The organism is Streptomyces sp. NPDC028368, from assembly GCF_055565615.1.
This window is the reverse complement of sequence record NZ_JBVHTY010000006.1, coordinates 247,221-270,475: the sequence shown is the minus strand read 5'-3', so window position 1 is coordinate 270,475 and position 23,255 is coordinate 247,221. Positions and strand designations below refer to the sequence as shown.

Here is a 23,255-nt window from a genome sequence, read left to right as displayed (position 1 = left end):
GGCAGGAGGGTTCTGGTGGGCAGGGTCCGGGAGGGCGACGCTCAAGTCATGACAGTCCTCGCGCAAGCACCTTCCCTGGCTCCGGACACCGGCACCGGCACCGGCACCGGCACCGGCACCGGCACCGGCACCGGCACCAACGACACAGCCCCCTCCGTCCGCCACCTCGGGCCGAACTGGTACGCCGCCGTGATGGGCACCGCGATCGTCGCCAACGCCGGTGCCGCCCTGCCGCTCCACGCCCCCGGGCTGCGCGGGGCCTACGACCTGGTCTGGGCGCTGTCGGCACTGATGCTGGTGACGCTGCTGGGCGCCCGCACCGTGCACTGGGTGCGGCACGGCGACCAGGCCCGGCGGCAGCTGCTGGATCCGGCGGTCGCGCCGTTCTACGGCTGCCTGTCGATGGCGCTGCTCGCCGTCGGCGCCGGGACGCTCGCGGTCGGCCGGGACGTGATCGGCGCGGCGGCCGCGCTGCGCGCCGACGCCGTGCTGTGGACCCTGGGCACCGTCATCGGCCTGGCGGCCGCCGCCGCGATCCCGTATCTGATGGTCACCCGGCACCGCATCGAGCCGGGCAGCGCCTCGCCGGTGTGGATCCTGCCGCTGGTCGCTCCCATGGTCAGCGCGGCGACCGGCCCGGCCCTGGTGGCGCATTTGCCGGCCGGGCAGGACCGGGCGGGGATGCTGCTGGCCTGTTACGCGCTGTTCGGGATGTCGCTGCTCGCGACGCTGCTGGTGCTGCCGCTCGTCCTGACCCGGCTCTTCCACCACGGCCCGCTGCCGCTCGCGCTGACCCCGACGCTGTTTTTGATCCTCGGCCCGCTGGGCCAGTCCACCACCGCCGTCAACAACCTCGCCGACGCCGCGCCCGGGGCCGTCGGCGCCCCGTACGCCCACGCGATGAGCGCCTTCGCGGTGCTCTACGGCGTGCCCGTCATGGGCTTTGCGCTGCTGTGGCTGGCGATCGCCACCGCGATGGTGGTGCGGGCGTTCCGCAACGGCATGGGCTTCGCCATGACCTGGTGGGGCTTCACCTTCCCCCTCGGGACCTGCGTCACCGGCGCCGCGGCGCTGGCCCGGCACACCGGGCTGGCCGCGTTCGACTGGCTCGCGGTGGCGCTGTTCGCCGTCCTGGTGACGGCGGTGGCGGTGGCCGGTACGCGCACCGCGCTGGGGCTCGCGCGCGGTCAGCTCCTCGCGCCCCCCGGGCCCCGGCCCGCCGGCAGGTAGGCCTACCGCGCCGCGGCCAGCGCCGCCGCCAGCGCCTGGGGAGCCTGCGCCAACGACGGCCCGTACCAGGTGAGATGGCGCCCGCTGACCAGCGCGGCGGGCAGGCCGGGGAACGCCTCCGGCCCGTCCCCGGCGGTGAAGCGGTACGGCTCGTCGGGCAGCACGACGAGGTCGGCGGCGCCGGCGGTGAGCTCGTCGAGGGGGATGCGGGGATAGCGGTCGGCGTGGCCGGCGTAGAGATTGCGTACGCCGAGCCGGGCGAGCAGATCACCGGCGAAGGTGTCCCGCCCCAGCACCATCCACGGCCGCCGCCAGATCGGCACCACCGCGCTCCGCTGCGCCGCCCCGGTGGGCAGGTCCCGCCAGGCGGCCTCGGCGGCGTCCAGCCAGTCGGGCCGGGGCAGCCCGCAGCCGCGTACCAGCACCCGTGCCAGCTCGCTCAGCGCCTGGTCGAGCGTCCGGATCTCGGTGACCAGGACATTCAGCCCGGCGGCCCGCAGCGCGCCGAGGTCCTGGGGGCGGTTCTCCTCCTCGTTGGCGATCACGAGGTCGGGCGCGAGGGCGGCGATACGGGCGGTGTCGGGGTTCTTGGTGCCGCCGATACGGGTGACGTCGAGCCCGGCGGGGTGGCTGCACCAGTCGGTGGCGCCGACCAGCAGCTCAGGTGCGCCGGCCGCCACCGCCTCGGTGAGGGAGGGCACCAGGGACACCACGCGCCGGACGGAGCTGCCAGGGGGCCGGGAGGTCATCTCCCTACCGTACGCGGGCGCGCACACGGGGCCGAACTCGGCTCTCAGGGCCGGGCGTTGGCGTTGCGCCGGAGCAGATACGCCGCGCCGGCCGCCAGCGCCAGCAGGGCCAGTCCGCCGGCGGCCTGGCTCGCGTTCACGCCTTCGGCCCGGCCGTCCCGTACGGTCACGGTCTCGGTGAACCGATCGCCACCGGAGCCGCAGGCGACGGTGACGTGGTAGTGGCCGGGCGACGCGCTCCGGGCGACCGTCGTATCGGCGGTCATCCCCCGCTCGGCCGGCTCGAGGACGACCGACCCGAAGAGCGTCGAGGCGGCCGTGGCACCGCGGTCCGCCGCGCAGCGTTTGCCGTCGCTGACGCTCACCCGCTGCCCGGCCGCCATCGGGTCCGGTTCGACCAGCGCCGATGCGGCGGGCGCGGCAAGTCCCAGGATGGCCGCGCCGGTCAGGGCGACGGCAGCCGTACGTGCAGGGTTCACGGTCGCCTCCTGCGCCGGCCGCGGCTTCGGCGGCCGCGCGGTATGACCGGCGCAAGAGGAGCGAATCACCGCCCGCCCCGCGTCGCTACGCGGGCGCGGCCGCACGGTGGAGGCGATACTCCATCAGGGCGGCCGCGGCTACCGGGATTCCTCCCACGGCCACCGCGCCCGCCCCGCCCCCGACAGCAGCCCGACCATCGTGAACAGCTTGTCGCTGAAGCCGCCGATCTCGTACCGGAGCGGCGCCCCGGTGTCGATCGCCGCGGCGGCGTAGCCGGTGGTGTTGACGCCGAACATCGGCACCGTCGCCGGGATCGCCTCGGAGGCGGGAACGTTCCAGCCGCCCTGCCGGTGGCCGAAGGTCTGCATGTCCGAGATGAGCACCACCCGGTCGTGTCCGTCGTACGTCGCCTGGAGCGCGGCGACGGTTTCCGTGCCGTGGCCGACCTCGCCGATCCGGGCGCAGAACGCCTCGGTGTCGCGCAGCACCGAACCGCCCGCGGTCAGCGGGTGCCGGAAGTGCCCGGAGGCGTAGCCGACCAGGTCGACGGCGCAGCCGCGGTGCGCCAGCGCGACCCCGAACAGCGCGCCGACGTCGGCGTGCCGGATCGCCGAGCGGGCGGAGACCTTGCCGCCCATGGAGCCGGAGGTGTCGACCAGCACCAGGGTGCGGCCGGGCAGCTCGGGGATGTTGGCCGTGGCGGCGGTCAGCGCCTTCTCCAGGGCGTGGCCCCAGCGCAGCGACGGCGCGGCGCGGTAGGCGGACAGAAAGCGGTAGGGGAACTGCCGGGAGCGGGCGACCTCGGCGGGGTCGGCGAGCCGGTCGGCGACGGCCTGGGCGAGGTCGTCGGACACCCCCGCCTCGTCGACATTGCGCAGATTACGCAACAGCGCCATGTACCCCATCGACGGCAGTACCGCGCTCCACGCCTCGGCGTCCATCGGCCCCTGCAGCCAGCCGGCCAGCGCCTCCCAGGTCATCCCGGCCGCGCGCAGCGCCCCGGCCGCGTCCGGGCGGCCGAGCAGGGCGCGCCGCTCGGCGACCGGCAGGTCCATCAGGGCGGCGCGGGCGCGGACGGTCGTCAGCGATGCGGGTGCGGGCTGTTCGCGGCGGTGCCGGCGGTCGAGGGCGTGCCGGAAGAGGTCGCCCTGCCAGGTCTTGGCGGGGTCGGGCGCGGGGTGCGTCAGCTCCAGGACGTCCGCGAAGCGGTAGCCGTGGCTGTCGGTGTCGTACTTGAGCAGTGAGCGCTCGGTGTAGAGGCGGCGGACGGCGTCGGCCAGGCCGCGCTTGACGGGCTTGGGAACCGTACGGCCGTACCGGCCCCGCCAGTAGGCGAGGAATTCGCCGGGCTCGTCGGCGCGCAGACAGGCCGCGTCCACCAGGCGGCGGTTACCGCCGTGCAGGCCGGCGGCCAGCCGGGCCGCGACCGCTTCGGCGGCGACGACCAGCGAGGCGGAGCGCATCTGGGCGGCGCCGCGCAGCCAGCCGATGAAACGGGCCGTCCACTCCCCGTCCGTGTCCTGGACGGCGACGGTGCGCACCAGCTCGACGAAGCGGGTGTCGCGGTCGCCTGCCTTCTCGTAGAAGGTCTGCTCGCCGGCCATGTTGACCACCGCGAGGAGGACGAGGTCGTCCTTGGCGGTGCGGGTGCGGGCGGCGCCGCCCTCATAGGTCAGGGTGCGAGTGGTGCCGCGCGCGGCATCACGGTTGAACTCGCTCATGTCTCCCCCGAGTTGAACCTCCCGAGATCAAGGGCGACGACGGACCGTATGCCCGCCCATTGGGGTGAGAAGTAACCGTCGTCTTCGCACCGGGAGGCGCGTTCACGGGGTCGAGCGTAGGAGGGCCGGTGACCGGCCGTCATCCGGTTTTCGGCCGGGCCGCCGTACGCAAACGGCGAGCCCCGCCGCCCGGTGGGTACCGGGCGGCGGGGCTCGCGTGGCGGGAGAGGTCCGGCTACTTCACCGGCGCCATCTTGTCGACGATGCCCGGGTGGGCATCGATCCACTTCTGCACGCCCTTGTCCTCGTGGCCCTTACCGGCGTCCTGGATGTCCTTCTCCAGGCTGCCGAGTTCCTCGGGGCTCATCTTCCAGTTCTTGAGCCAGCCGGCGAACTCCGGGAACTTCTTGGGGAAGCTCTTGTTGCCGACGGTCTTGATCTGGTTGTTGGCGCCCCAGGTGCCCTTGGGGTCCTTGAGCTTGGTCAGGTCGTACTTGCTGTACGCCCAGTGCGGGGACCACAGGACGACCGCGATGGGCTCCTTCTTGGCGTAGGCCCGTTCCAGCTCGGTGAGCATGGCGCCGGTGCCGGCCTCGGTGACCTGGAAGTCCTTCAGCCCGTAGGCGGGCTGGACGACGTCGTGCAGGCGCTTCATCTCGCCGGTGCCCGGCTCGATACCGATGATCTTGCCCTTGAACTCGTCCTTGTGCGCGCGCAGATCGTCGAGGGTCTTGACGCCCTTGACGTAGGACGGGACCGCGATCTCCAGCGAGGTCTTGTCGTACCAGGCGCCGACGTCGACGACATCCTTCTTGTACCTGTCCCAGTACTGCTTCTGCGCGACCGGCAGCCAGCCGTCGGTCTCCACATCGATCTGCCCCGTGGACAGTCCGGTCCACATCGGGCCGACGTCGAGGTTGCGGATGTTCGGCTTGTAGCCGCGCTTTTCCAGGATGTTCTTCCACAGGTATGTGGTGGCGACGCCCTCGTCCCACGCGGGGTAGCCGATGTTCGGCGCCTTGCCCGCGTCCTTGCCCTTGGCGTAGGCGGCGTGGGCGGACGGGGCGACCTTGTCGACCAGGCCCGGGTTCTTCTTGAGCCAGGCGCGCACGCCGTCCTGCTCATGGCCCACACCGGCGGTCTTGACGTCGTCCTCGAGGCTGGTGAGCTGCTTCTCGTCCAGGTGGAAGTTCTTCATCCACTTGGCGACCTGCGGCTCATCCTTGGCGAAGCCCTTACGGCCCAGCATGTGCAGGCTGTCACCGGAGCCGAACGAGCCCTTGGGGTCCTTCAGCTTGGTGAGCTGGTACTTGTTGTAGGCCCAGTGCGGGGACCACAGCGTGACCGCGATCGGCTTCTTGGCGTGGATCGAGCGGTCCAGCTCGGCGAGCATCGCGGAGGTGCTGGACTCCTGCACCTTGTACGCGCCGTCCAGACCGTAGTCCTTGAGGACCTTGTCCTTGAGGATCTTCATCTCGCCGGCGCCCGGCTCGATACCGGTGATCTTGCCGCCGAACTCGCCGGCCTTGCCCTTGAGGTCCGCGAGCGTCTTGATGTCCTTCATGTAGGACGGGACCGCGATCTCCAGGGACGTCTTGTCGTACCAGGCGCCCAGGTCCTCGAGCTTGTCGTGGTACTTCTTCCAGTACTCGGCGTGCGTGGTCGGCAGCCAGGCATTGGTCTGTACGTCGATGTCACCGCGGGCCTGCCCCGCGAACAGCGGACCGGCCTCCAGGGCCTGGACCTTGGGCTTGTAGCCGCGCTGCTCGAGGATTTCCTTCCACAGGTACGTGGTGGCCTTGCCTTCGTCCCAGTTGACGTAGCCGAGGCTGACCGGACGGCCATTGCCGTCGCTGGTGCCGCCGGCGCCGCCGCTGTCCTTGCCCATGAAGCTCATCCCGCCGGCGAGCAGCGCCAGCACGACCACGCCGGCCATCGCCACGGAGGTGGCGGGCTTCCACTGGAGGAACTTCCATCCGCCCAGTGCGGCCTGGGCCTTGGCCAGTGCGCGCCGTCCGAGCGGGGAGACCCGCTGGTTGAGCGCGCCGGTCATCCGGTCCAGGTACATGGCGAGGATGACGACCGCGAGGCCGGCCTCGGAGCCCAGCGCCACGTCGACGGAGCTGATGCCGTTGTAGACGGACCCGCCCAGACCGCCGCCGCCGACCATGCCGGCGATGACGACCATGGACAGCGCCAGCATGATGACCTGGTTGATACCGGCCATGATCGTGGGCAGCGCCAGCGGCAGCTGGACGCGGAAGAGCGTGCGCCGCGGGTGGGTGCCGAACGCGTCGGCCGCCTCGACCAGTTCCTCGTCGACCTGCCGGATGCCCAGTTCGGTCATGCGGACCGCGGGCGGCATGGAGAAGACGATGGTCGACACGATGCCGGGGACGACACCGAGGCCGAAGAAGAGGATGCCGGGGATCAGGTAGACCATCGCGGGCATCGTCTGCATCAGGTCGAGGACCGGGCGCAGCGCGCCGCCGACGGCGCGGCTGCGGGCCGCCAGGATGCCCAGCGGGATGGCGACCGCGATCGTGATGAGGCAGGCCACCAGCACCAGCGACAGCGACGAGACGGTTTCGTCCCACTGCTCGATGGAGTCGATCAGCGCGAAGCCGAGGAAGGTGAGCAGGGCGGCCGGCAGTCCGCGCAGCCACCAGGCGATGACGGCGAGGATGCCGGCGAGGATGAGCGGCGCGGGCGCGGCGAGGACCGTGTGGATCGCGCCGTACAGGCCGTTCAGTACGTGCGTGACGAGGTCGAAGAGCCAGCTGAGGTTGTCGCGCAGCCAGTCGACCGCGTCGCTGACCCAGCTGCCTATCGGGATCCTAGGCACCGGCGATCACCTTGCCCTCGGCCGTCTTGTCCAGGGATGCCTTGCCGTCCGCGGCCTGGGCCGGGACGGTGGTGTCCTGCCGGGCGGTGTCCCCGAGTACGGCGAGCAGCTTGGCGGTCGGTACGGCGCCGACCAGCTTGCCCTTCTCGTCGGTGACGGCGACCGGGACGGTGCTGGTCGAGCAGGGGGTGAACAGCTCGGCGAGCGGGGTGTCGACGCTGACGGTGGCGGGCGCGGCGGCCTGGAATTCCGCGGCCGTGCCCAGCTTCTTGCCGTCCGGCGTGGTGGTGCCCAGGACCGTACCGACCTCGTCCATGACCGCGCCGGCGGTCAGCACGCGGGTGCGGTCCACGTCCTGGATGAAGGACGCGACGTAGTCGTTGGCCGGGCGGACGAGGATGTCCTCGGCGCTGCCGATCTGCACGATCCGGCCGTCGCGCATCACCGCGATCTTGTCACCGAGCCGCATGGCCTCGTTCAGGTCGTGGGTGATGAAGACGATGGTCTTCTTCAGCGTCTTCTGCAGCTCCAGCAGCTGGTCCTGCATATCGCGGCGGATCAGCGGGTCGAGTGCGCTGAAGGACTCGTCCATCAGCAGCAGATCGGCGTTGGTGGCCAGCGCACGGGCCAGGCCCACGCGCTGCTGCATTCCGCCGGAGAGCTCGTCGGGCCAGGACTTCTCCCAGCCCTTGAGCCCGGTGAGCTCGAGCGCCTCGGTGGCGCGCTTCTCGCGCTCGGCGCGCGGTATGCCCTGCACCTCGAGCCCGTAGGCGGCGTTCTCCAGCACACTGCGGTGCGGGAAGAGCGCGAAGTGCTGGAAGACCATGGAGATCTTCTCGGAGCGGACCTTGCGCAGCTCCTTGTCGCTGAGCGAGGTCAGGTCCTGGCCGTCGAACCGGACGGTCCCGGCGGTCGGCTCCAGCAGCCCGTTGAGCGTGCGCAGCAGCGTGGACTTACCGGATCCGGACAGACCCATGACGACGAATATCTGGCCCTCGTCCACCTCGATCGACGCATCGATCACGGCGGCGGTGGTGCCTTCGGCCCGCAGATCCTCGCGGCTTGCGCCGCCTTCGAGCTTCCGGACCGCGTCCTCGGGTCGTCTGCCGAACACTTTGTACAGGTGCTCGGCTTGCAGCCTGGACACATATACCTCTCTTGTCGCACGAGTACGACCTGCCACCCCCGCAGGCAGGTCGTGGAGCGGCGCGGGTTCGGCCCGCCGTTACCGGCTGGAATAGTGGAATTCGCTACCGGGTTCGCTCCGGCTGCGCGCCTGCCCTTCTTTATGGGGCGCAAACAAGACGGTGTTCTACATCACATCCGTGCGACGTATGGGGCATACGGCATCATGCGGGGTGTGACTCGACGCCTGATGCTCCTCGACACCGCTTCTCTCTACTTCCGCGCCTATTTCGGGGTACCGGAATCGGTCAAATCCCCGGACGGCACCCCGGTCAATGCGGTGCGCGGGCTGCTGGACTTCATCGCCCGGCTCGTCCAGGACCACCACCCCGACGATCTGGTCGCCTGTATGGACTTCGACTGGCGGCCCCAGTGGCGGGTCGACCTGATTCCCTCGTACAAGGCCCACCGAGTCGCCGAGGAGGCCCCGGCAGGGTCCGCGGAGCCCGACGAGGAAGAGGTTCCCGACACCCTCTCCCCGCAGGTTCCGGTCATCGAGGAGGTCCTGGACGCGCTCGGCATCGCCCGTATCGGCGCCGCGGGCTACGAGGCCGACGACATCATCGGCACCCTGACGGCGCAGGCCAAGGGCCCGGTCGACATCGTCACCGGCGACCGCGACCTCTTCCAGCTGGTCGACGACGAGCGCGGCATCCGCATCCTGTATCCCCTCAAGGGCGTCGGCACGCTCCAGATCACCGACGGGGCGCTGCTGCGGGAGAAGTACGGCGTGGACGGCTCCGGCTACGCCGATCTGGCGCTGCTGCGCGGCGACCCCAGCGACGGTCTGCCCGGCGTACCGGGGATCGGCGAGAAGACCGCCGCCAAGCTGCTGGCCGCTTACGGCGATCTGGCGGGCATCATGGCCGCCGCCGACGACCCGGCCTCGAAACTGACGCCGGCGCAGCGCAAGCGGCTGACCGAGGCGCGCCCGTACGTCGAGGTCGCGCCGAAGGTCGTCCGCGTGGCCACCGACGCCCCGGTGCCCGACGTCGATCACACCCTGCCCGCCGAACCGGCCGACCCCGAGCGCCTGGAAGCGCTCGCGGCGCAGTGGGGCCTGGGCGGATCCTTGCAGCGATTGCTCACCACCCTGCACCGGTAACCTGTTAGGTTAGGCATACCTAAGAAACCATGGGTCATGTCCGAACCAGGCCATGTGCGAGCAGTGTCTGAGCAGGTTCCACCATCCGGCGATCACGTCAGGGGAATGCCGTGGCAGCAGAACGTCCCGCCCGTAAACAGCCCGCACTACACCGCAGCCACGTGGTGCGCACCGAGCAGCTGACCCCGCACATGGTGCGCGTGGTGCTGGGCGGCGACGGCCTGGCGCACTTCGCGGCGGGCGAATACACCGACCACTACGTCAAGTTGGTCTTCCCGCTGCCCGAGGTCAGCTACCCCGAGCCGTTCGACATGGCCCGGATCCGCGCCGACCTCCCCCGCGACCAGTGGCCCAGAACCCGTACGTACACCGTGCGTTCCTGGGACGCCGCGGCCCGCGAGCTGGCCCTGGACTTCGTGGTGCACGGCGACGAGGGACTGGCCGGCCCGTGGGCGGCCGCGGCGAAGCCGGGCGACGAGATCTCCTTCCTCGGCCCCGGCGGCGCCTACGTCCCGGCCGCCGACGCCGAGTGGCATCTGCTGGCGGGCGACGAGAGCGCGCTGCCGGCCATCGCCGCCTCACTCGCCCGGATGCCTGCGGGCGTACCGGTGCACGCCTTCATCGAGGTGGCGGGCCCCGAGGAGCGCCAGGAACTCGATGCCCCGGCGGGCGCCAAGATCACCTGGCTCCACCGCGGCGGCGCCCCGGTGGGCCGTGAACTGGTCGCCGCCGTAAGGGAGTGGGAGTTCCCGACCGGCCGGGTCCAGGCGTTCGTCCACGGCGAGGCCGGTTTCGTGAAGGAGCTGCGCCGCCTGCTCCGCATCGAGCGCGACATCCCCCGCGAGGACCTGTCCATCTCCGGCTACTGGCGCGCCGGCCACGACGAGGACGGCTGGCAGGCGTCCAAGCGCGACTGGAACCAGCGGGTGGAGGCGGAACAGGAATCCGCACCGGCCACGGCCTCCTGAACCACTGCCGAGGGCGCCTGGCCTGTCCGACCCTGATCCACCGGACAGGCCTTAGTGCTCCGGGTCCGCTCCCCCGGACCCGGCACGGGCGCCCTCGTCGTAGCGCCGCGCCGAGCCGTCCACATGCGCCAGCCGCCGCATCGCGCTGAGCACCGCATCGCCCAGCACGGTCCCCACCACCACGCTCTCCACCAGGGTGTCGACCTCCGCATTGCGCCCCACGAACGCCAGATCGGCGGCGGCGATGCGCTCACACGCCTCGGCGTAGTCGTCCAGCACCTCCTCGAAGGCGCCGTGCCCGATGCCGCGGAAGGTGGCCAGCGCGACGGCCAGCGCCTCGGCGGACACATGGTCCGGGTCGACCCGCCAGCCACGGCGGCGCAGCAGCTCCGCGACCGCACGCCGCGCCCCGTCCAGGCCCGCCGGCTCCCCCACGGACGGCGGGGTGATGGCCTCCTGGGCCGCGCCCAGCACCTTGTGCACCGACTCCTCGGGCGAGTCGACGACGGCCAGCACCTCGCCCACGACCGAGACGGACAGCCCGCCGACGTCCATCAGCCCCCGGATCAGCCGGAGCCTGCGGATGTGTATGTCGTCGTAGCTCGCCTGATTGGGGCTGGTCAGCCGGCCCGCGGGAAGCAGTCCCTCCCGCACGTAGTACTTGATCGTCGGGACCGGCACACCCGTCTGCCGGCTCAGTTCCCCGATGCGCATCCGCCGCCCTTTCCTCGCCTGGTTCACCAGCCATGATAGATAGCCGGGCTATCCAGCGAGCACACCGGAGGGATCCGCCCCTCATGAGCTCGGCGGCAGGCAACGGTGCGCCGCCCTCGTCGCGCAGCGCGTACAAGGCGGCATCCCGCGCCAACTCCCCCGCCGAAAGAATTGGTTGACGGCGCATACATCTCTTTGTTCCACTGAGCCCATGCGTCCTCAGCAGCGGCTGGTCACCCGCGACCACATCGACTTCGGCCGGGTGTGGTCGGCCTCCTGTTGCCGCTGACTTCTCCGTAGCGCACCACCCCCGTACGGCAGTTCCGTACGCCCGCATGCCGCCCTCCCGGGCCCGCATGCCCCGCATGATCTACGAGAAGACGAGGCCATCCCATGCCTGTCGAGTTCCTCGGCATAGCCGCAACCCACGACGGATCCGAAGTCACCCCCCGCTCCGGCGCATCCTTCGACAAGGACTACACGCTCAAGCTGGCCCGCGCCCACGAGGAATACGGCTGGGACCGGGTGCTGTTCGCGTACGGTTCCGGCTCCCCCGATCCGTCCCCGGCCGCCGCCTATATCGCCGCCCGCACCGAAACCCTGCAGCTCCTGGTGGCGCACCGCCCCAACGTCTCCTATCCGACGTTCGCCGCGAAGACCTTCGCCACACTGGACCGGATCAGCGACGGCCGGCTCGCCGTGCACTTCATCACCGGCGGCAACGACCACGAGCAGGGCCGCGAGGGCGACACGCTCGGCAAGGACGAGCGCTACGCCCGCACCCGCGAATACATCCGCATCGTGAAGAAGATCTGGACCAGCCATGAGCCCTTCGACCACGAGGGGACCCACTACCGCTTCCATGACTTCGTCTCGGACACCTTCCCGGTGCAACAGCCGCATCCGCAGGTGTCGTTCGGCGGCTCGTCGGCAGCGGCGTACGCGGCCGGCGGCGCCGAGGCGGACATCTACTGCCTGTGGGGCGAGCCGCTGGCCCAGACCGCCGAGCAGATCGCCTCGGTCAAGGCGGCGGCGCAGGCGGCGGGCCGCAGCGATGTGCCGCGCATCCAGGTCGCTTTCCGGCCGATTCTCGCGCCCACCGAGGAACTGGCCTGGGAGAAGGCGCACCACACCCTGGCGCGGATCCGGGCCCGCAAGGCGGGCGCGCCGCTCAACCGCCATCAGGGGCTGAAGAATCCGCAGAACGCCGGCTCCCAGCGGCTGCTCGCGGTGGCCGCCGCCGGCGAGCGGCACGACCGGGCGCTGTGGACCCCGACCGCCGCGGAAACCGGCGGCGCGGGCAACTCCACCGCTCTGGTCGGCACCCCGGAGACCGTCGCGCAGGCGCTGCTGGACTATTACGACCTGGGCGTGGACATCCTCTCCGCCCGCGGCTACGACCTGCTGGACGACGCGATCGACTTCGGCAGGTATGTGATCCCGATCGTCCGCGAGGAGGTCGCCAAGCGGGACGCGGAGCGGGCGGCGGAACGGACGGCGGAGCGGTCGGCGGTTCAGCCGGTGGCGTCGCCGGTTTCGTAGCGGGTTTTGTAGCCGGTTTGGCAGCCGGCTTTGTAGCCGACCGCCCGGAGAACGTGACGGCGCCCGCCCCCTCGGCCAGGGGGCGGGCGCTCACCTCATCGCTCCTTGCGGCTCAGCCGACCGACGAATACGCCACCACGCCCCGCAGCACGCCATCGACCGCCTTACGGGCCGTACGCGCCACCGAGCCGCCGGCCGGGGCCGCCGCCGCGATCTGGCCGAGGACATCGATCAGCTGCTTGCACCAGCGCACGAAGTCACCGGCCGGCATCTCCGCCTCCCGGAGCACCTCGTCGAGACCGAAGCCCGACGCCCAGCGGTACGCGGCCCAGGCGAAGCCGAGGTCCGGCTCGCGCTGGCCGACGCCCTCCGCCTGATTGATCTTGTGGTCCTCCTCCAGGGCATCCAGCCGCCCCCAGATCCGCACCATCTCCGCCAGCGCGTCCCTGGCCTTGCCGGACGGCAGCTTGGGGGCCACCGCGTCGTCCGCCTGCCGTGCCTCGTACACCAGCGCCGAGGCGCAGGCCGCCAGCTCCGCCGGGCCGAGCCCCTCCCAGACGCCGTCCCGCAGGCATTCGCTGGCCAGCAGATCCAGCTCGCCGTAGAGCCGGGCCAGCCGCCGGCCTTCCTCCGTGACGGTGTCGTCCTCGAGGTAGTCCAGCTCGGTCAGCAGCGCGCAGATCCGGTCGAAGGTGCGGGCGATGGTGTTCGTCCGGCCCTCGATCCGGCGCTCCAGCTGGCGGGTGTCGCGCTTGAGCCGGTGGTAGCGCTCGGCCCAGCGGGCGTGGTCCTCGCGCTCGGCGCAGCCGTGGCAGGGATGCGCGCGGATTTCCGTACGCAGCCGGGCGATCTCGCGGTCGTCGGCGGCCTCCGCGCGCGGCTTGCGGTGCCGGGACGGTACGAGATGCCCCGCCTTGGTGCGCAGCGCGGACGCCAGATCGCGGCGCGACTGCGGGCTGCGGGCGTTGAAGGACTTGGGGATCCGCATCCGGTCCAGCGCCGTGACCGGCACCGGGAAGTCGATCGACGCCAGCCGCTTGACCTGCCGCTCGGCGGTCAGCACCAGCGGCCGCGGGCCGTCCTGGGCCTCGAAACCGCGGTGCCGGTCCGTACGGCCCGAGGGCATACCGGGGTCCAGCACCAGCGCGAGACCCGCGTACTTGCCCGTCGGCACATGGATGACATCGCCCGGCTTCAGCTTCTCCAGCGCGGCCGCGGCCGACACCCGCCGCTGCGCCGCGCCCTGCTTGGCGAGCTCCGTCTCACGGTCCTTCAACTCCCGCCGCAGCCGGGAGTATTCCTCGAAGTCACCGAGATGGCAGGTCATCGACTCGTGATAACCCTCCAGCCCTTCCTCGTTCTTCTGCACCTGGCGGGAGATCCCGACCACCGATTTGTCGGCCTGGAACTGCGCGAAGGACATCTCCAGCAGCTCCCGCGAACGGTGCCTGCCGAACTGCGAGACGAGGTTGACCGCCATGTTGTACGACGGCTTGAAGGAGGACCGCAGCGGGTACGTACGCGTCCCGGCCAGGCCGGCCAGCGCGCCGGGGTTCATGCCGCGCTGCCACAGCACCACGGCGTGGCCCTCGACGTCGATGCCGCGGCGCCCGGCGCGGCCGGTCAGCTGGGTGTATTCGCCGGGCGTGATGTCGGCGTGCTGTTCGCCGTTCCACTTCACCAGCTTCTCCAACACCACCGACCGTGCGGGCATGTTGATGCCCAGGGCCAGGGTCTCGGTCGCGAAGACGGCCTTGACCAGCCCCTGGACGAACAGCTCCTCGACGACCTCCTTGAACGTCGGCAGCATGCCCGCGTGGTGCGCCGCGATGCCGCGCTCCAGGCCCTCCAGCCACTCGAAGTAGCCCAGCACATGGAGGTCGTCGTCCGGGATGCCGGCCGTACGCGCCTCCACGATGCGGCGGACCCGCTCGCGGCCTTCCTGGTCGTTGAGCCGCAGGCCCGACGCCAGGCACTGCTGGACGGCCGCCTCACAGCCGGCGCGGCTGAAGATGAAGGTGATCGCGGGCAACAGGCCTTCGTTGTCGAGGCGGTCGATCACCTCGGGCCGGCTGGGCGTCCAGATCCGGCTGCGCTGGCGCCGCTCGCGCTCGCGGTCCGCCTCGCGCATGGTGCGGGCGCGCCGCTTGTCCCGGCCGAACGTCGGCCGGCTGTTCTCCATCCGGGCCAGCCGCTCCAGGTCGGGGTTGACCTCGCGACGCCCCCCGCCCTGGCCGCCGTCCCGCTCCTCGAACAGGTCGTACATCCGCCGGCCCGCCAGGACGTGCTGCCACAGCGGCACCGGCCGGTGCTCGGCGACGATCACTTCGGTGTCACCGCGGACCGTGTCCAGCCAGTCGCCGAACTCCTCGGCGTTGGAGACCGTGGCCGACAGCGACACCAGCGTCACCGAATCGGGAAGATGGATGATCACCTCTTCCCAGACGGCGCCCCGGAAGCGGTCGGAGAGGTAATGCACCTCGTCCATGACCACATGGCCGAGGCCTATCAGGGACTGCGAGCCGGAATAGAGCATGTTCCGCAGCACTTCGGTGGTCATCACGATCACCGGCGCCTCGGAGTTGACGCTGTTGTCGCCGGTCAGCAGGCCGACCTTGTCGGCCCCGTAACGCTTGACCAGGTCCTGGTACTTCTGGTTGGACAGCGCCTTGATCGGGGTGGTGTAGAAGCATTTACGGCCCTGCTCCAGGGCCAGGTGGACGGCGAATTCGCCGACGATCGTCTTGCCGGATCCGGTCGGGGCCGCGACCAGCACCCCCTTGCCGGCCTCCAGGGCCTTGCACGCCTCGATCTGGAACGCGTCCAGATCGAAGTCGTACATCTCTCGGAAAGGGGTGAGTGCGGTGGCCTGCTCGGCCGCCCGGAGCTTGGCGGCGGCATAGCGCTCAGCAGGGGACATGTCCTCGGTCATCGTGCTTACGAGCCTACCGGCCACCTCTGACAACGACCGGATCTTTATCAGGCCCCTTTACCGACCGGTGGACGGCCGAAACCCCCGAACCCATCGGACCAGCCGAAACCCGTTTCGATCACCCATAACGGTCTGCCTGTACTCATCAAGATCATTTCGCGCGTACCGCGGGCGGGATGGGAGGGGGCGTGCGCCCCCGCGACGAAGGGGAACGACGAACAAGTTCAAGGCAGCAACGGTGACCGCGGCGCTCGCCGTGACCGCGGTGGGGATCCCGATGGCCACGGCCGGCCCGGCGGCCGCTGCGAGCTCGGAGTTCGGCAAGTGCGTCAGCGCGACGTGGTACCTGAGCAAGAACGCGGTGAACATCCACAACGGCTGCAAGTCGTCGATCCGCGTGAAGACAGCCGAGCGCTGGTGGCCGGACAGCAGCTGCCACACGATCAAGCCGAACAAGAGCCTGTACTACCGCGGCACCGGCTCCCTGCAGGGCCTGAAGAAGTGCTGACGGCCTGACCACCGCGCCCGCCGCACGGCAAAGGAGGCGGGGAGCCCTCGGGCTCCCCGCCTCCTTGTCGTTTCCTACGTCCTGCGTGCCGCGGCGTCAGGTGACGTCGTCGTAGCCGCTGCGGCCGCGGTCGCCGCCGTCGGCGTTCCTGCCCTCGGTCAGTGCGGCGGGCCCGGCCACCGGCTCCAGCTCGCCGATGTCCTCGGGCGTCAGATCCAGTTCGGAGGCCTCGTCGTCGGCGGGCCCGGAGTCTTGCCGGCGCTTGCGGCGCAGGTCGTTGGAGAGCGCGACGCCGACCGCGACGAAGTAGAGCAGCGCGATGGGCACGGCCAGCGCGAGCATGGTGAGCGGGTCCGTACTGGGCGTCGCGATGGCGGAGAAGACCGTGATGCCCATGACCATCGCCCGCCACCAGCCCAGCATCCGCTTGCCGGTGATGATCCCGGCGAAGTTCAGCATGACCAGTAGCAGCGGCAGTTCGAAGGACAGCCCGAAGACGATCACCATGCGGGTGATCAGGTCCAGCAGCTTGTCCAGCGGCAGGAGGTTGCCGACGCCCTTCGGGGTGAAGCTGATCAGCACCTTCGCCGTGGTCGGCAGCGTCCAGTACGCGAAATAGGCGCCGCACGCGAACAGCGGGAATCCGGCGGCGACAAAGCTCATCGCGTAGCGCTTCTCATGCCGGTGCAGACCGGGCGCGAGAAAAGCCCACAGCTGGTAGAGCCAGATCGGCGAGGACAGGACGACGCCCGCCACCAAGGACACCTTCAGGGCGAGGGTGAACGGCCCGAGCAGGTCCATCATCACGATGTTGGCGCAGGTCTTACCCTGGTCCAGCTTCGCGACGTCGGTGAAGAGCGCATGACAGCCGACCGAATGGAGCACCGGCTTGGTGAAGAAATTGATCAGCGCTTCGTAGAAGAACGCCGCCACGACCGTCGCGATGACGATGGCCAGCACGCCCTTGGCCAGCCGGTTGCGCAGCTCACGCAGATGCTCCACGAGCGGCATACGCCCCTCGGGGTCCTTCTCCTTCGCGCGCGTTTCAGGGGCAGACTTGCGCAACCCTCGTCCTCATCTCATGCCACATGCGGCGGCCCGGCCGCCGCCACGGTCAAGCCCTCGGTCAGCGCTGCGCGGTGTGCTCGGGATCGGCGACCGGCCGCGCGCTGGTCGCATCGCCCGGAGCGGCCTTGATGGTCTTGCGCTCGGCCTGCGACTCATCGGCCGGCGGGTCGGCGGGAGCTTCCTGCTTCTGCGAAGCCTCGGACTTCATCGCCTTCGCCTCGCTCTTGAGAATGCGGGCGGACTTGCCCAGCGAGCGGGCCATGTCGGGAAGCTTCTTCGCGCCGAACAGAAGAAGAAGGACGACAACGATGAGGACGAGCTCCATTGTGCCGATCTTGCCACCGAACATAAGTATTTACCTTCTCACCGAGGCGGCTGGGGATGGAACTATCTGACTTGGCCGGACATCCGTCCGCCCGCCGTACTTGCAGCGATCGTAGCGCTCACGGGTGAATACGGGGCAACCCCTGTGCGCACTCCCGGTTGCGGGGCCGCGCCTCGACCATCGGCCCTGTGCAACAGCGTACCGCCCACGGGGAACGGCAGGTCAGGCCCGCCCGCCCGGCGTCACTTCTTCGTCAGATCCAGGGAGGACGCCAGCGGCGTCGCCGCCCGCTCAAGGTCCTCGGCGGCCCGCTGGATCCGCGCCGACGCCGCGCCGACCTGCCGGGCGAGCCGCCCCACCTCGACGAAGACACGGACGGCGAGGATGCCGAGCACGGCGATCCCCAGGAAGCCGAGGGCAACAGCGATCATGGGCCAGAGCATGGGGGCGAGCCTATCTGTCAGCCCGTGTGCAGCCGCAGGGTGCGTACCCCGCCGCCGGTGAGCAGCTCGACGATCCGCTCACCGGCCGGCCGGCGCACCGCGCGGCCGCAGTCGGGGCAGGTGAAGGAGTAGAAGGTGGTACGGCGGCTGGCGCCGATGGCCAGCCGGAAGGCGTCCGAGGCCAGTTCGAAGCGGCCCCGGCAGTCCGGACAGGCCGCCTTGAAGAGCACCGGAGCGGTCGTGGTCGCCATGGTGGTGCCCGCCATCGTGGTCGTCATCCTTCGCTGCCTCCTCCATACGGATATCGCTGGGCCCTTACGGCGACCGCTACGCCGCGCTCACTCGCCGTACGCCGCGAGCGCCGCGGTCGCCGCCCGCCGCGCGCTGTCGGCGAGCGCCTGCGGCGCCACGATCCGCCCGTCCCGGCCCAGCCGCAGCGCCAGGCGCCGCAGCGACGCCGGGTCGGGCGTCCGCAGGGTGATGCGCAGCCCGCCGTCGGGGAGCTCCTCGGCGCTGTCGTGCGGGTAGTACTCGGCGACCCAACGGCCGCCGGGCCCGACCTCGACGGACACCTCGGGGTCCTCGGCCGCGGGCTGGACCAGTCCCTCCGACAGATCGCGCAGCTCGATGGGCGGCGGGTCGGCGGGCGCGTCCAGCAGCTTGATCTCGGCGACCCGGTCGAGACGGAAGGTCCGCCGCGCCTCCGAGAGCCGGCACCAGGCCTCTACATAGGTGTGGCCGACGGCGAAGAGGCGGATCGGGTCGACCTCGCGCTCGGTCAGCTCGTCGCGGGCCGGGGAGTAGTAGCGCAGCCACAGCCGGCGCCGCTCGGCGATGGCGCGGTCGACGTCGGCGAACACGCCGCCCTCGGACTCGAAGGTCACCGACAGCCGGGCGCTGGCGCCGGCCGCCTCGCCGGCCGCCGCCTCCAGCTTGGCGGTGGCGCGCAGCAGCGCCTGCCGGTCGCCCTCCCGCAGACCGGGCAAGGTGGCCACGGCGCGGGCCGCGACCAGCAGCGCGGTGGCCTCGTCGGCCGCCAGCCGCAGCGGCTCGGCCACATCGTCGGGGTTGTGCCACCAGATGCGGTCGCCGTCGGTGTCGATGTCCAGGAGATCGCCGCCGCGGAAGCTCGTACCGCACATGGGCAGGACGTCCAGGTCGGCGATCAGCTCGTCCTCGGAGATGCCGAAGGCGCGGGCGACATCGCCGACGCGGGCGCCGGGGCGCTCGCGCAGGTAGGTCACCAAGGACAGCATCCGGCGGGTCTGGTCGATCGCATTCGTCGCCATGGGTTACGTATCCCTCTCAGCCCTTGGCCACGGCGCGCAGCCGGTCGATGACATCGGCCCGCAGTTCGGCCGGCTCCAGCACCACGACATCGGGTCCGAACTCCACCAGCCAGGCGTCGAGTCCGTGCCCGTTGGGGATCTCCAGCTCGTCCCAGCCGTCACCCAGGTCCCTGACGGTGAGCGCGCGGGACCGCAGCGGATAGCCGTGGTCGGCGCGGAGCTTGATCCGGGCGGTGCCGGTCGCGGTCTCCCCGGCCCAGCTCTCGACCGTCTCCCGTACGGTGACGTGATCGGGCACCGGAGCGGTGAACGCCCCTTGCCGGGAACGGACCTTGCCGGTGATCCGGGAGAGCCGGAAGACCCGCTCGGCCTGACGCCCGCGGTCCCAGCCCGCCACGTACCAGTGGCCGCGCCAGCACTCGAGGATCCAGGGTTCGACCTGACGCTGCTCGGGGTGGGCGGCGTTGCCCTTGCGGTAGTCGAAGACCACCGGGCGGCGGTCGCGGCAGGCCAGCATCAGCGGTTCGAAGGCGGCTTCATGGGCCGGGATACGGGGCTCGAGGGCACTGTGCGGCTGCCCGGCGTCGTAGTCCTCACCGTCTTCGGCCAGCGGCATACCGGCCGCCCGCAGCTTCTGCAGCGCACCGCTGGCGGCCCCGGCCAGCCGCGCCTGCTGCCAGATCTTGGCGGCGAGCCCCAGGGCCGCGGCCTCCTCGGCGTCCAGGGTGATCGGCGGGAGGCGGTTGCTGTCGCGGCGGGCCAGATAGCCGACCTCACCGTCGATGGCGTCCACGGTCTCGATGACCAGGCCCAGCTCGCGCAGATCGTCCTTGTCCCGCTCGAACATGCGGTTGAAGGAGTCATCACTGTTGGCCTCGATATAGGCCTCGATGGACGACCTGAGTTCGCGCTTGGTCAGCGGGCGTCGCGTCCCCAGCAGGCACAGCGCCAGGTTCATCAGCCGCTCGGCCTTCGCAATGGCCATCGACGCCCTCTCTCGTGGAACTCCCGAGCGCTGACCGTACCGCTCGGGGTGCTCCGGGCAAAGCCGAGGGCCCGTGCCACGGATGGCACGGGCCCCTGGTGTGCGTCGGACGCGGTCTCAGACGGAGATCAGGTCGCAGACGAAGATCAGCGTCTCGCCGGGGGCGATGCGGCCGCCGCCGGCGCCACGGTCGCCGTACGCGAGGTGCGCGGGGATGGTCAGCCGGCGACGGCCGCCGACCTTCATGCCCTGCACACCCTGGTCCCAGCCGGAGATGACCTGGCCGGCACCGAGCTGGAACTCCAGCGGGTTGCCGCGGTTCCAGCTCGCGTCGAACTCCTCGCCGGTGCTGAAGGCGACGCCGACGTAGTGGACCTTGACGAAGGCCCCGGCCTTGGCGACCGCCCCGTCACCCTCCCACAGGTCAACGATCTCGAGCTCGGTGGGCGCCGGGCCCTCGGGGAAGTCGATCTCGGGCTTGTCGATGCTCACGAATGTGCTCCTACTTACGAATCTTTACGATTACGGCGCCAGTCTTGCAGATCTTGCCGGACTTGCCGCTCGGGCCGGGCCCGCTCGGACCCGGCCGCTGCGGCCGCTGCGGCCGGTGCCGGCTCGGACCGTCCGGCCCAGACCGTCCGGCTCAGACCGTGCCGACGATGTCGACCGAAAAGACCAGGGTGTTCTTGGCCAGCTCGTGCTGCGGGCTCGCGCCGTAGGCCAGCTTCGGCGGAATCACGATCTCCACCCGGTCACCGACGTGCTTGCCGACCAGCGCCTGGTCCCAGCCCTTGACGACCTGGCCGGTGCCGATCTGGAACGCCGCCGCGCCGCCGTGATCCCAGGACGAGTCGAATTTCTTGCCGTCCTCCCACTTCACACCGGTGTACTGCGCGATCAGCCCGTCCCCGGCCTTCACCTCGGGGCCCTTGCCCTTGATCAGGACCTGCTGCTTGAGGTCCTTGGGAGCCTTCTCCCCCTTGGGGACGGTGATCGTCGCGGCCTTGTCGCCCTCGGCCTTCACCTCGGGCATGCCGCTCTCCGGCGCCGCCTGCGTGCCCTCGGCCTTCGCCTTCTTGTCCACCTTCTTCGCGCCGACCACATCGACGACCCACACCAGGCCGTCCCCCGGCTTGATGCCGGACTGCGGGTTCAGGCCCTCACCGATCAGCGCCTTGGCGGTGCCCTCGACCTCGAAGCGGCTGCCGACCTTCTGCCCGGCCACCGCCGCCATCACCTTCTGCGGCAGCGTCTGCTGGGTCATCTGGTCGGTGACCTCGCTGACGACCTGGGTCCGCGGCCCACCCGGCTTGGCGCCCGGCTGCGGCGCCCAGCTGCTGCCCAGGTTCTGGCCCTTCATCGACTGCGCCGAGAAGTCCAGCCGGACCACATCACCCTTTTTGACGACCGCGCCCTTGCCCTCGATGAGGGTCTTGGTAACGGCCTTGTCGGCGGGCTTGGCGCCCTTCGGCACGCTGATCTTGGGCTGCGAGCCCGCCTTGCCGTCCACCTTGACCACGGCTGCGTCCGATGAGCCGCTGCCGTTGTCCGAGCCGCAGGCGGCGGCGAACAGCATGATGGGCACGGCCAGCGCGGCGACGGCGGCACGACGGGTGTTCTTCGTGAGGTTCATCAGTCCAACTCGGGCTCGGGGGGTGGGTGGGCAATGTCCGCCACTCTACGACCTGTCCCTGTGCGCGTTTCCCTGCGCAACACAGCAAGTCCGTACACAGCAAGTCCGCACACGGCAGGGTGCCGGGAGCGAACCCGCTCCCGGCACCCTGCCGTATTTCCGCGCCGTTTACATCCCGGCGATCAGCTTCTCCACTCTGTCGTCCACCGAACGGAACGGGTCCTTGCACAGGACCGTGCGCTGCGCCTGGTCATTGAGCTTGAGATGCACCCAGTCGACGGTGAAATCACGGCGCTGTTCCTGAGCCCGCCGGATGAAATCGCCGCGCAGCCTGGCGCGGGTGGTCTGCGGCGGCACCGACTTGCCCTCGAAGATCTTCAAGTCGTTGCAGATCCGCGCCGCTTGTCCCTTCCGCTCCAGGAGGTAGTAAAGCCCCCGGCGGCGGTGGATGTCGTGATACGCGAGGTCTATCTGCGCCACTCGTGGGTGGGACATGGTGATGTTGTTCTTTGTGCGATACCGCTCGATGAGCTGATGTTTCATCACCCAGTCGATCTCGGTGGAAATACGGTCCAGCTCCTGGTCGCGGATTGCCTCCAGGGTGCGGCCCCACAGCTCCAGAACCTGCTCGACGGTACCCGTACGGATTCCGCGCCGCTCACAGAAGTCGACGGCCTTTTCGTAGTACTCCTGCTGCACCTCGAGCGCCGAGGCCTCCCGCCCGCTGGCGAGGCGCACCTTGCGCTGGCCGGTGATGTCATGGCTGACCTCACGGATGGCGCGGATCGGGTTCTCCAGCGTCAGATCGCGCATGACCGTGCCCGCCTCGATCATGCGCAGGACGAGATCGGTGGCGCCGACCTTGAGCAGCATGGTCGTCTCGGACATGTTGGAGTCGCCGACGATGACATGCAGCCGGCGGTAGCGCTCGGCGTCCGCATGCGGCTCGTCGCGGGTGTTGATGATCGGCCGGGAGCGGGTCGTCGCCGAGGAGACGCCCTCCCAGATGTGCTCCGCGCGCTGGCTGACGCAGTAAACGGCGCCGCGCGGGGTCTGCAGCACCTTGCCCGCGCCGCACAGCAGCTGACGGGTGACGAGGAACGGAATGAGGATGTCCGCGAGCCGGGAGAACTCACCATGGCGCGCGACGAGATAGTTCTCGTGGCAGCCGTAGGAGTTTCCCGCCGAATCGGTGTTGTTCTTGAAGAGATAGACGTCGCCCGCGATTCCCTCCTCGTGCAGGCGGCGTTCGGCATCGACGAGCAGGCCCTCGAGAATGCGCTCACCGGCCTTGTCGTGGGTGACCAGCTCGGTCACGTTGTCGCACTCGGGAGTTGCGTATTCCGGATGCGATCCCACGTCCAAGTACAGGCGGGCGCCGTTCCGCAGGAAGACATTGCTGCTGCGGCCCCATGACACAACACGGCGGAAGAGGTACCGCGCCACTTCGTCAGGTGACAGTCGGCGCTGTCCCCTGAACGTGCACGTGACGCCGTACTCGTTCTCCAGCCCGAAAATGCGGCGGTCCATGAC

Annotated in this window: 21 protein-coding genes; 5 read left to right on the top strand and 16 right to left on the bottom strand. The window is 70.3% G+C overall.

Annotation, left to right across the window (positions count from 1 at the left end):
- Positions 1-48 precede the first annotated feature (48 nt).
- Complete coding sequence (locus ACZ4S3_RS16415; protein WP_467933465.1) at positions 49-1,230, top strand: TDT family transporter; 1,182 nt, start codon at positions 49-51, stop codon at positions 1,228-1,230.
- A 2-nt stretch (positions 1,231-1,232) separates the two neighbouring features.
- On the opposite strand, the gene ACZ4S3_RS16410 is transcribed toward ACZ4S3_RS16415, so the two are convergent.
- The 5 genes from ACZ4S3_RS16410 to ACZ4S3_RS16390 form a co-directional block, all read right to left on the bottom strand.
- Positions 1,233-1,979, bottom strand: a complete 747-nt coding sequence (locus ACZ4S3_RS16410; RefSeq protein WP_467933461.1) for a helical backbone metal receptor — start codon at positions 1,977-1,979, stop codon at positions 1,233-1,235.
- Positions 1,980-2,023: 44 nt separating this feature from the next.
- Entirely contained in the window at positions 2,024-2,458 is a 435-nt protein-coding gene (locus ACZ4S3_RS16405; protein WP_467933457.1) for a hypothetical protein, read from the bottom strand.
- A 138-nt stretch (positions 2,459-2,596) separates the two neighbouring features.
- A complete protein-coding gene (locus ACZ4S3_RS16400) occupies positions 2,597-4,180 on the bottom strand; it encodes a TROVE domain-containing protein (protein WP_467933452.1) in 1,584 nt (527 codons plus the stop codon).
- A gap of 235 nt (positions 4,181-4,415) precedes the next feature.
- A complete protein-coding gene (locus ACZ4S3_RS16395) occupies positions 4,416-7,025 on the bottom strand; it encodes an ABC transporter permease/substrate binding protein (protein WP_467933449.1) in 2,610 nt (869 codons plus the stop codon).
- On the bottom strand, positions 7,018-8,172 hold the full coding sequence (locus ACZ4S3_RS16390; RefSeq protein ID WP_467933445.1) for a quaternary amine ABC transporter ATP-binding protein: 1,155 nt from the start codon (positions 8,170-8,172) through the stop codon (positions 7,018-7,020). Before ACZ4S3_RS16390 ends, ACZ4S3_RS16395 begins: the two co-directional genes overlap by 8 nt.
- 228 nt (positions 8,173-8,400) lie before the next feature.
- On the opposite strand from ACZ4S3_RS16390, the gene ACZ4S3_RS16385 reads away from it, so the two are divergent.
- Positions 8,401-9,315 (top strand): 5'-3' exonuclease, encoded by a 915-nt coding sequence (locus ACZ4S3_RS16385; protein ID WP_467934227.1) that lies wholly within the window; start codon positions 8,401-8,403, stop codon positions 9,313-9,315.
- Positions 9,316-9,425: 110 nt separating this feature from the next.
- On the top strand, positions 9,426-10,283 hold the full coding sequence (locus ACZ4S3_RS16380) for a siderophore-interacting protein (RefSeq protein WP_467933441.1): 858 nt from the start codon (positions 9,426-9,428) through the stop codon (positions 10,281-10,283).
- 51 nt (positions 10,284-10,334) lie between these two features.
- Here the strand turns inward: ACZ4S3_RS16380 and ACZ4S3_RS16375 are convergent, their stop codons facing one another.
- The gene (locus ACZ4S3_RS16375) at positions 10,335-10,997 is read right to left on the bottom strand and encodes a MerR family transcriptional regulator (RefSeq protein ID WP_467933437.1); all 663 of its coding nucleotides are present in this window, start codon (positions 10,995-10,997) and stop codon (positions 10,335-10,337) included.
- Positions 10,998-11,390: 393 nt separating this feature from the next.
- On the opposite strand from ACZ4S3_RS16375, the gene ACZ4S3_RS16370 reads away from it, so the two are divergent.
- Complete coding sequence (locus ACZ4S3_RS16370) at positions 11,391-12,539, top strand: LLM class flavin-dependent oxidoreductase (protein WP_467933433.1); 1,149 nt, start codon at positions 11,391-11,393, stop codon at positions 12,537-12,539.
- A 112-nt stretch (positions 12,540-12,651) separates the two neighbouring features.
- Here ACZ4S3_RS16370 and ACZ4S3_RS16365 read toward each other — a convergent pair whose 3' ends face one another.
- Positions 12,652-15,471, bottom strand: coding sequence for a DEAD/DEAH box helicase (locus ACZ4S3_RS16365; RefSeq protein ID WP_467933431.1), 2,820 nt, complete (start codon positions 15,469-15,471; stop codon positions 12,652-12,654).
- Positions 15,472-15,709: 238 nt separating this feature from the next.
- On the opposite strand from ACZ4S3_RS16365, the gene ACZ4S3_RS16360 reads away from it, so the two are divergent.
- Positions 15,710-15,979 (top strand): hypothetical protein, encoded by a 270-nt coding sequence (locus ACZ4S3_RS16360; protein WP_467933426.1) that lies wholly within the window; start codon positions 15,710-15,712, stop codon positions 15,977-15,979.
- Positions 15,980-16,075: 96 nt separating this feature from the next.
- Here ACZ4S3_RS16360 and tatC read toward each other — a convergent pair whose 3' ends face one another.
- From tatC to pafA, 9 genes are all read right to left on the bottom strand, one after another.
- Positions 16,076-16,990: a twin-arginine translocase subunit TatC gene (tatC, locus tag ACZ4S3_RS16355; protein ID WP_467933421.1), complete on the bottom strand. Its 915-nt coding sequence runs from the start codon at positions 16,988-16,990 to the stop codon at positions 16,076-16,078.
- Between the two features lie 115 nt (positions 16,991-17,105).
- Positions 17,106-17,396 carry a Sec-independent protein translocase subunit TatA gene (tatA, locus tag ACZ4S3_RS16350; protein WP_467933417.1) on the bottom strand — a complete coding sequence of 97 codons (291 nt, stop codon included), beginning with the start codon at positions 17,394-17,396 and terminating at the stop codon, positions 17,106-17,108.
- 218 nt (positions 17,397-17,614) lie between these two features.
- Positions 17,615-17,815: a hypothetical protein gene (locus tag ACZ4S3_RS16345; RefSeq protein ID WP_467933414.1), complete on the bottom strand. Its 201-nt coding sequence runs from the start codon at positions 17,813-17,815 to the stop codon at positions 17,615-17,617.
- Positions 17,816-17,832: 17 nt separating this feature from the next.
- Positions 17,833-18,093: a hypothetical protein gene (locus tag ACZ4S3_RS16340; protein WP_467933409.1), complete on the bottom strand. Its 261-nt coding sequence runs from the start codon at positions 18,091-18,093 to the stop codon at positions 17,833-17,835.
- A gap of 60 nt (positions 18,094-18,153) precedes the next feature.
- Positions 18,154-19,104, bottom strand: a complete 951-nt coding sequence (locus ACZ4S3_RS16335; RefSeq protein ID WP_467933404.1) for a helix-turn-helix transcriptional regulator — start codon at positions 19,102-19,104, stop codon at positions 18,154-18,156.
- A 16-nt stretch (positions 19,105-19,120) separates the two neighbouring features.
- Positions 19,121-20,089, bottom strand: coding sequence for a helix-turn-helix transcriptional regulator (locus tag ACZ4S3_RS16330; protein WP_467933401.1), 969 nt, complete (start codon positions 20,087-20,089; stop codon positions 19,121-19,123).
- 117 nt (positions 20,090-20,206) lie between these two features.
- Positions 20,207-20,581 carry an FKBP-type peptidyl-prolyl cis-trans isomerase gene (locus ACZ4S3_RS16325; RefSeq protein WP_467933397.1) on the bottom strand — a complete coding sequence of 125 codons (375 nt, stop codon included), beginning with the start codon at positions 20,579-20,581 and terminating at the stop codon, positions 20,207-20,209.
- A 151-nt stretch (positions 20,582-20,732) separates the two neighbouring features.
- Complete coding sequence (locus tag ACZ4S3_RS16320) at positions 20,733-21,722, bottom strand: FKBP-type peptidyl-prolyl cis-trans isomerase (RefSeq protein WP_467933393.1); 990 nt, start codon at positions 21,720-21,722, stop codon at positions 20,733-20,735.
- Between the two features lie 168 nt (positions 21,723-21,890).
- Positions 21,891-23,252 carry a Pup--protein ligase gene (gene pafA / locus ACZ4S3_RS16315; RefSeq protein WP_393541284.1) on the bottom strand — a complete coding sequence of 454 codons (1,362 nt, stop codon included), beginning with the start codon at positions 23,250-23,252 and terminating at the stop codon, positions 21,891-21,893.
- Positions 23,253-23,255: the final 3 nt, after the last annotated feature.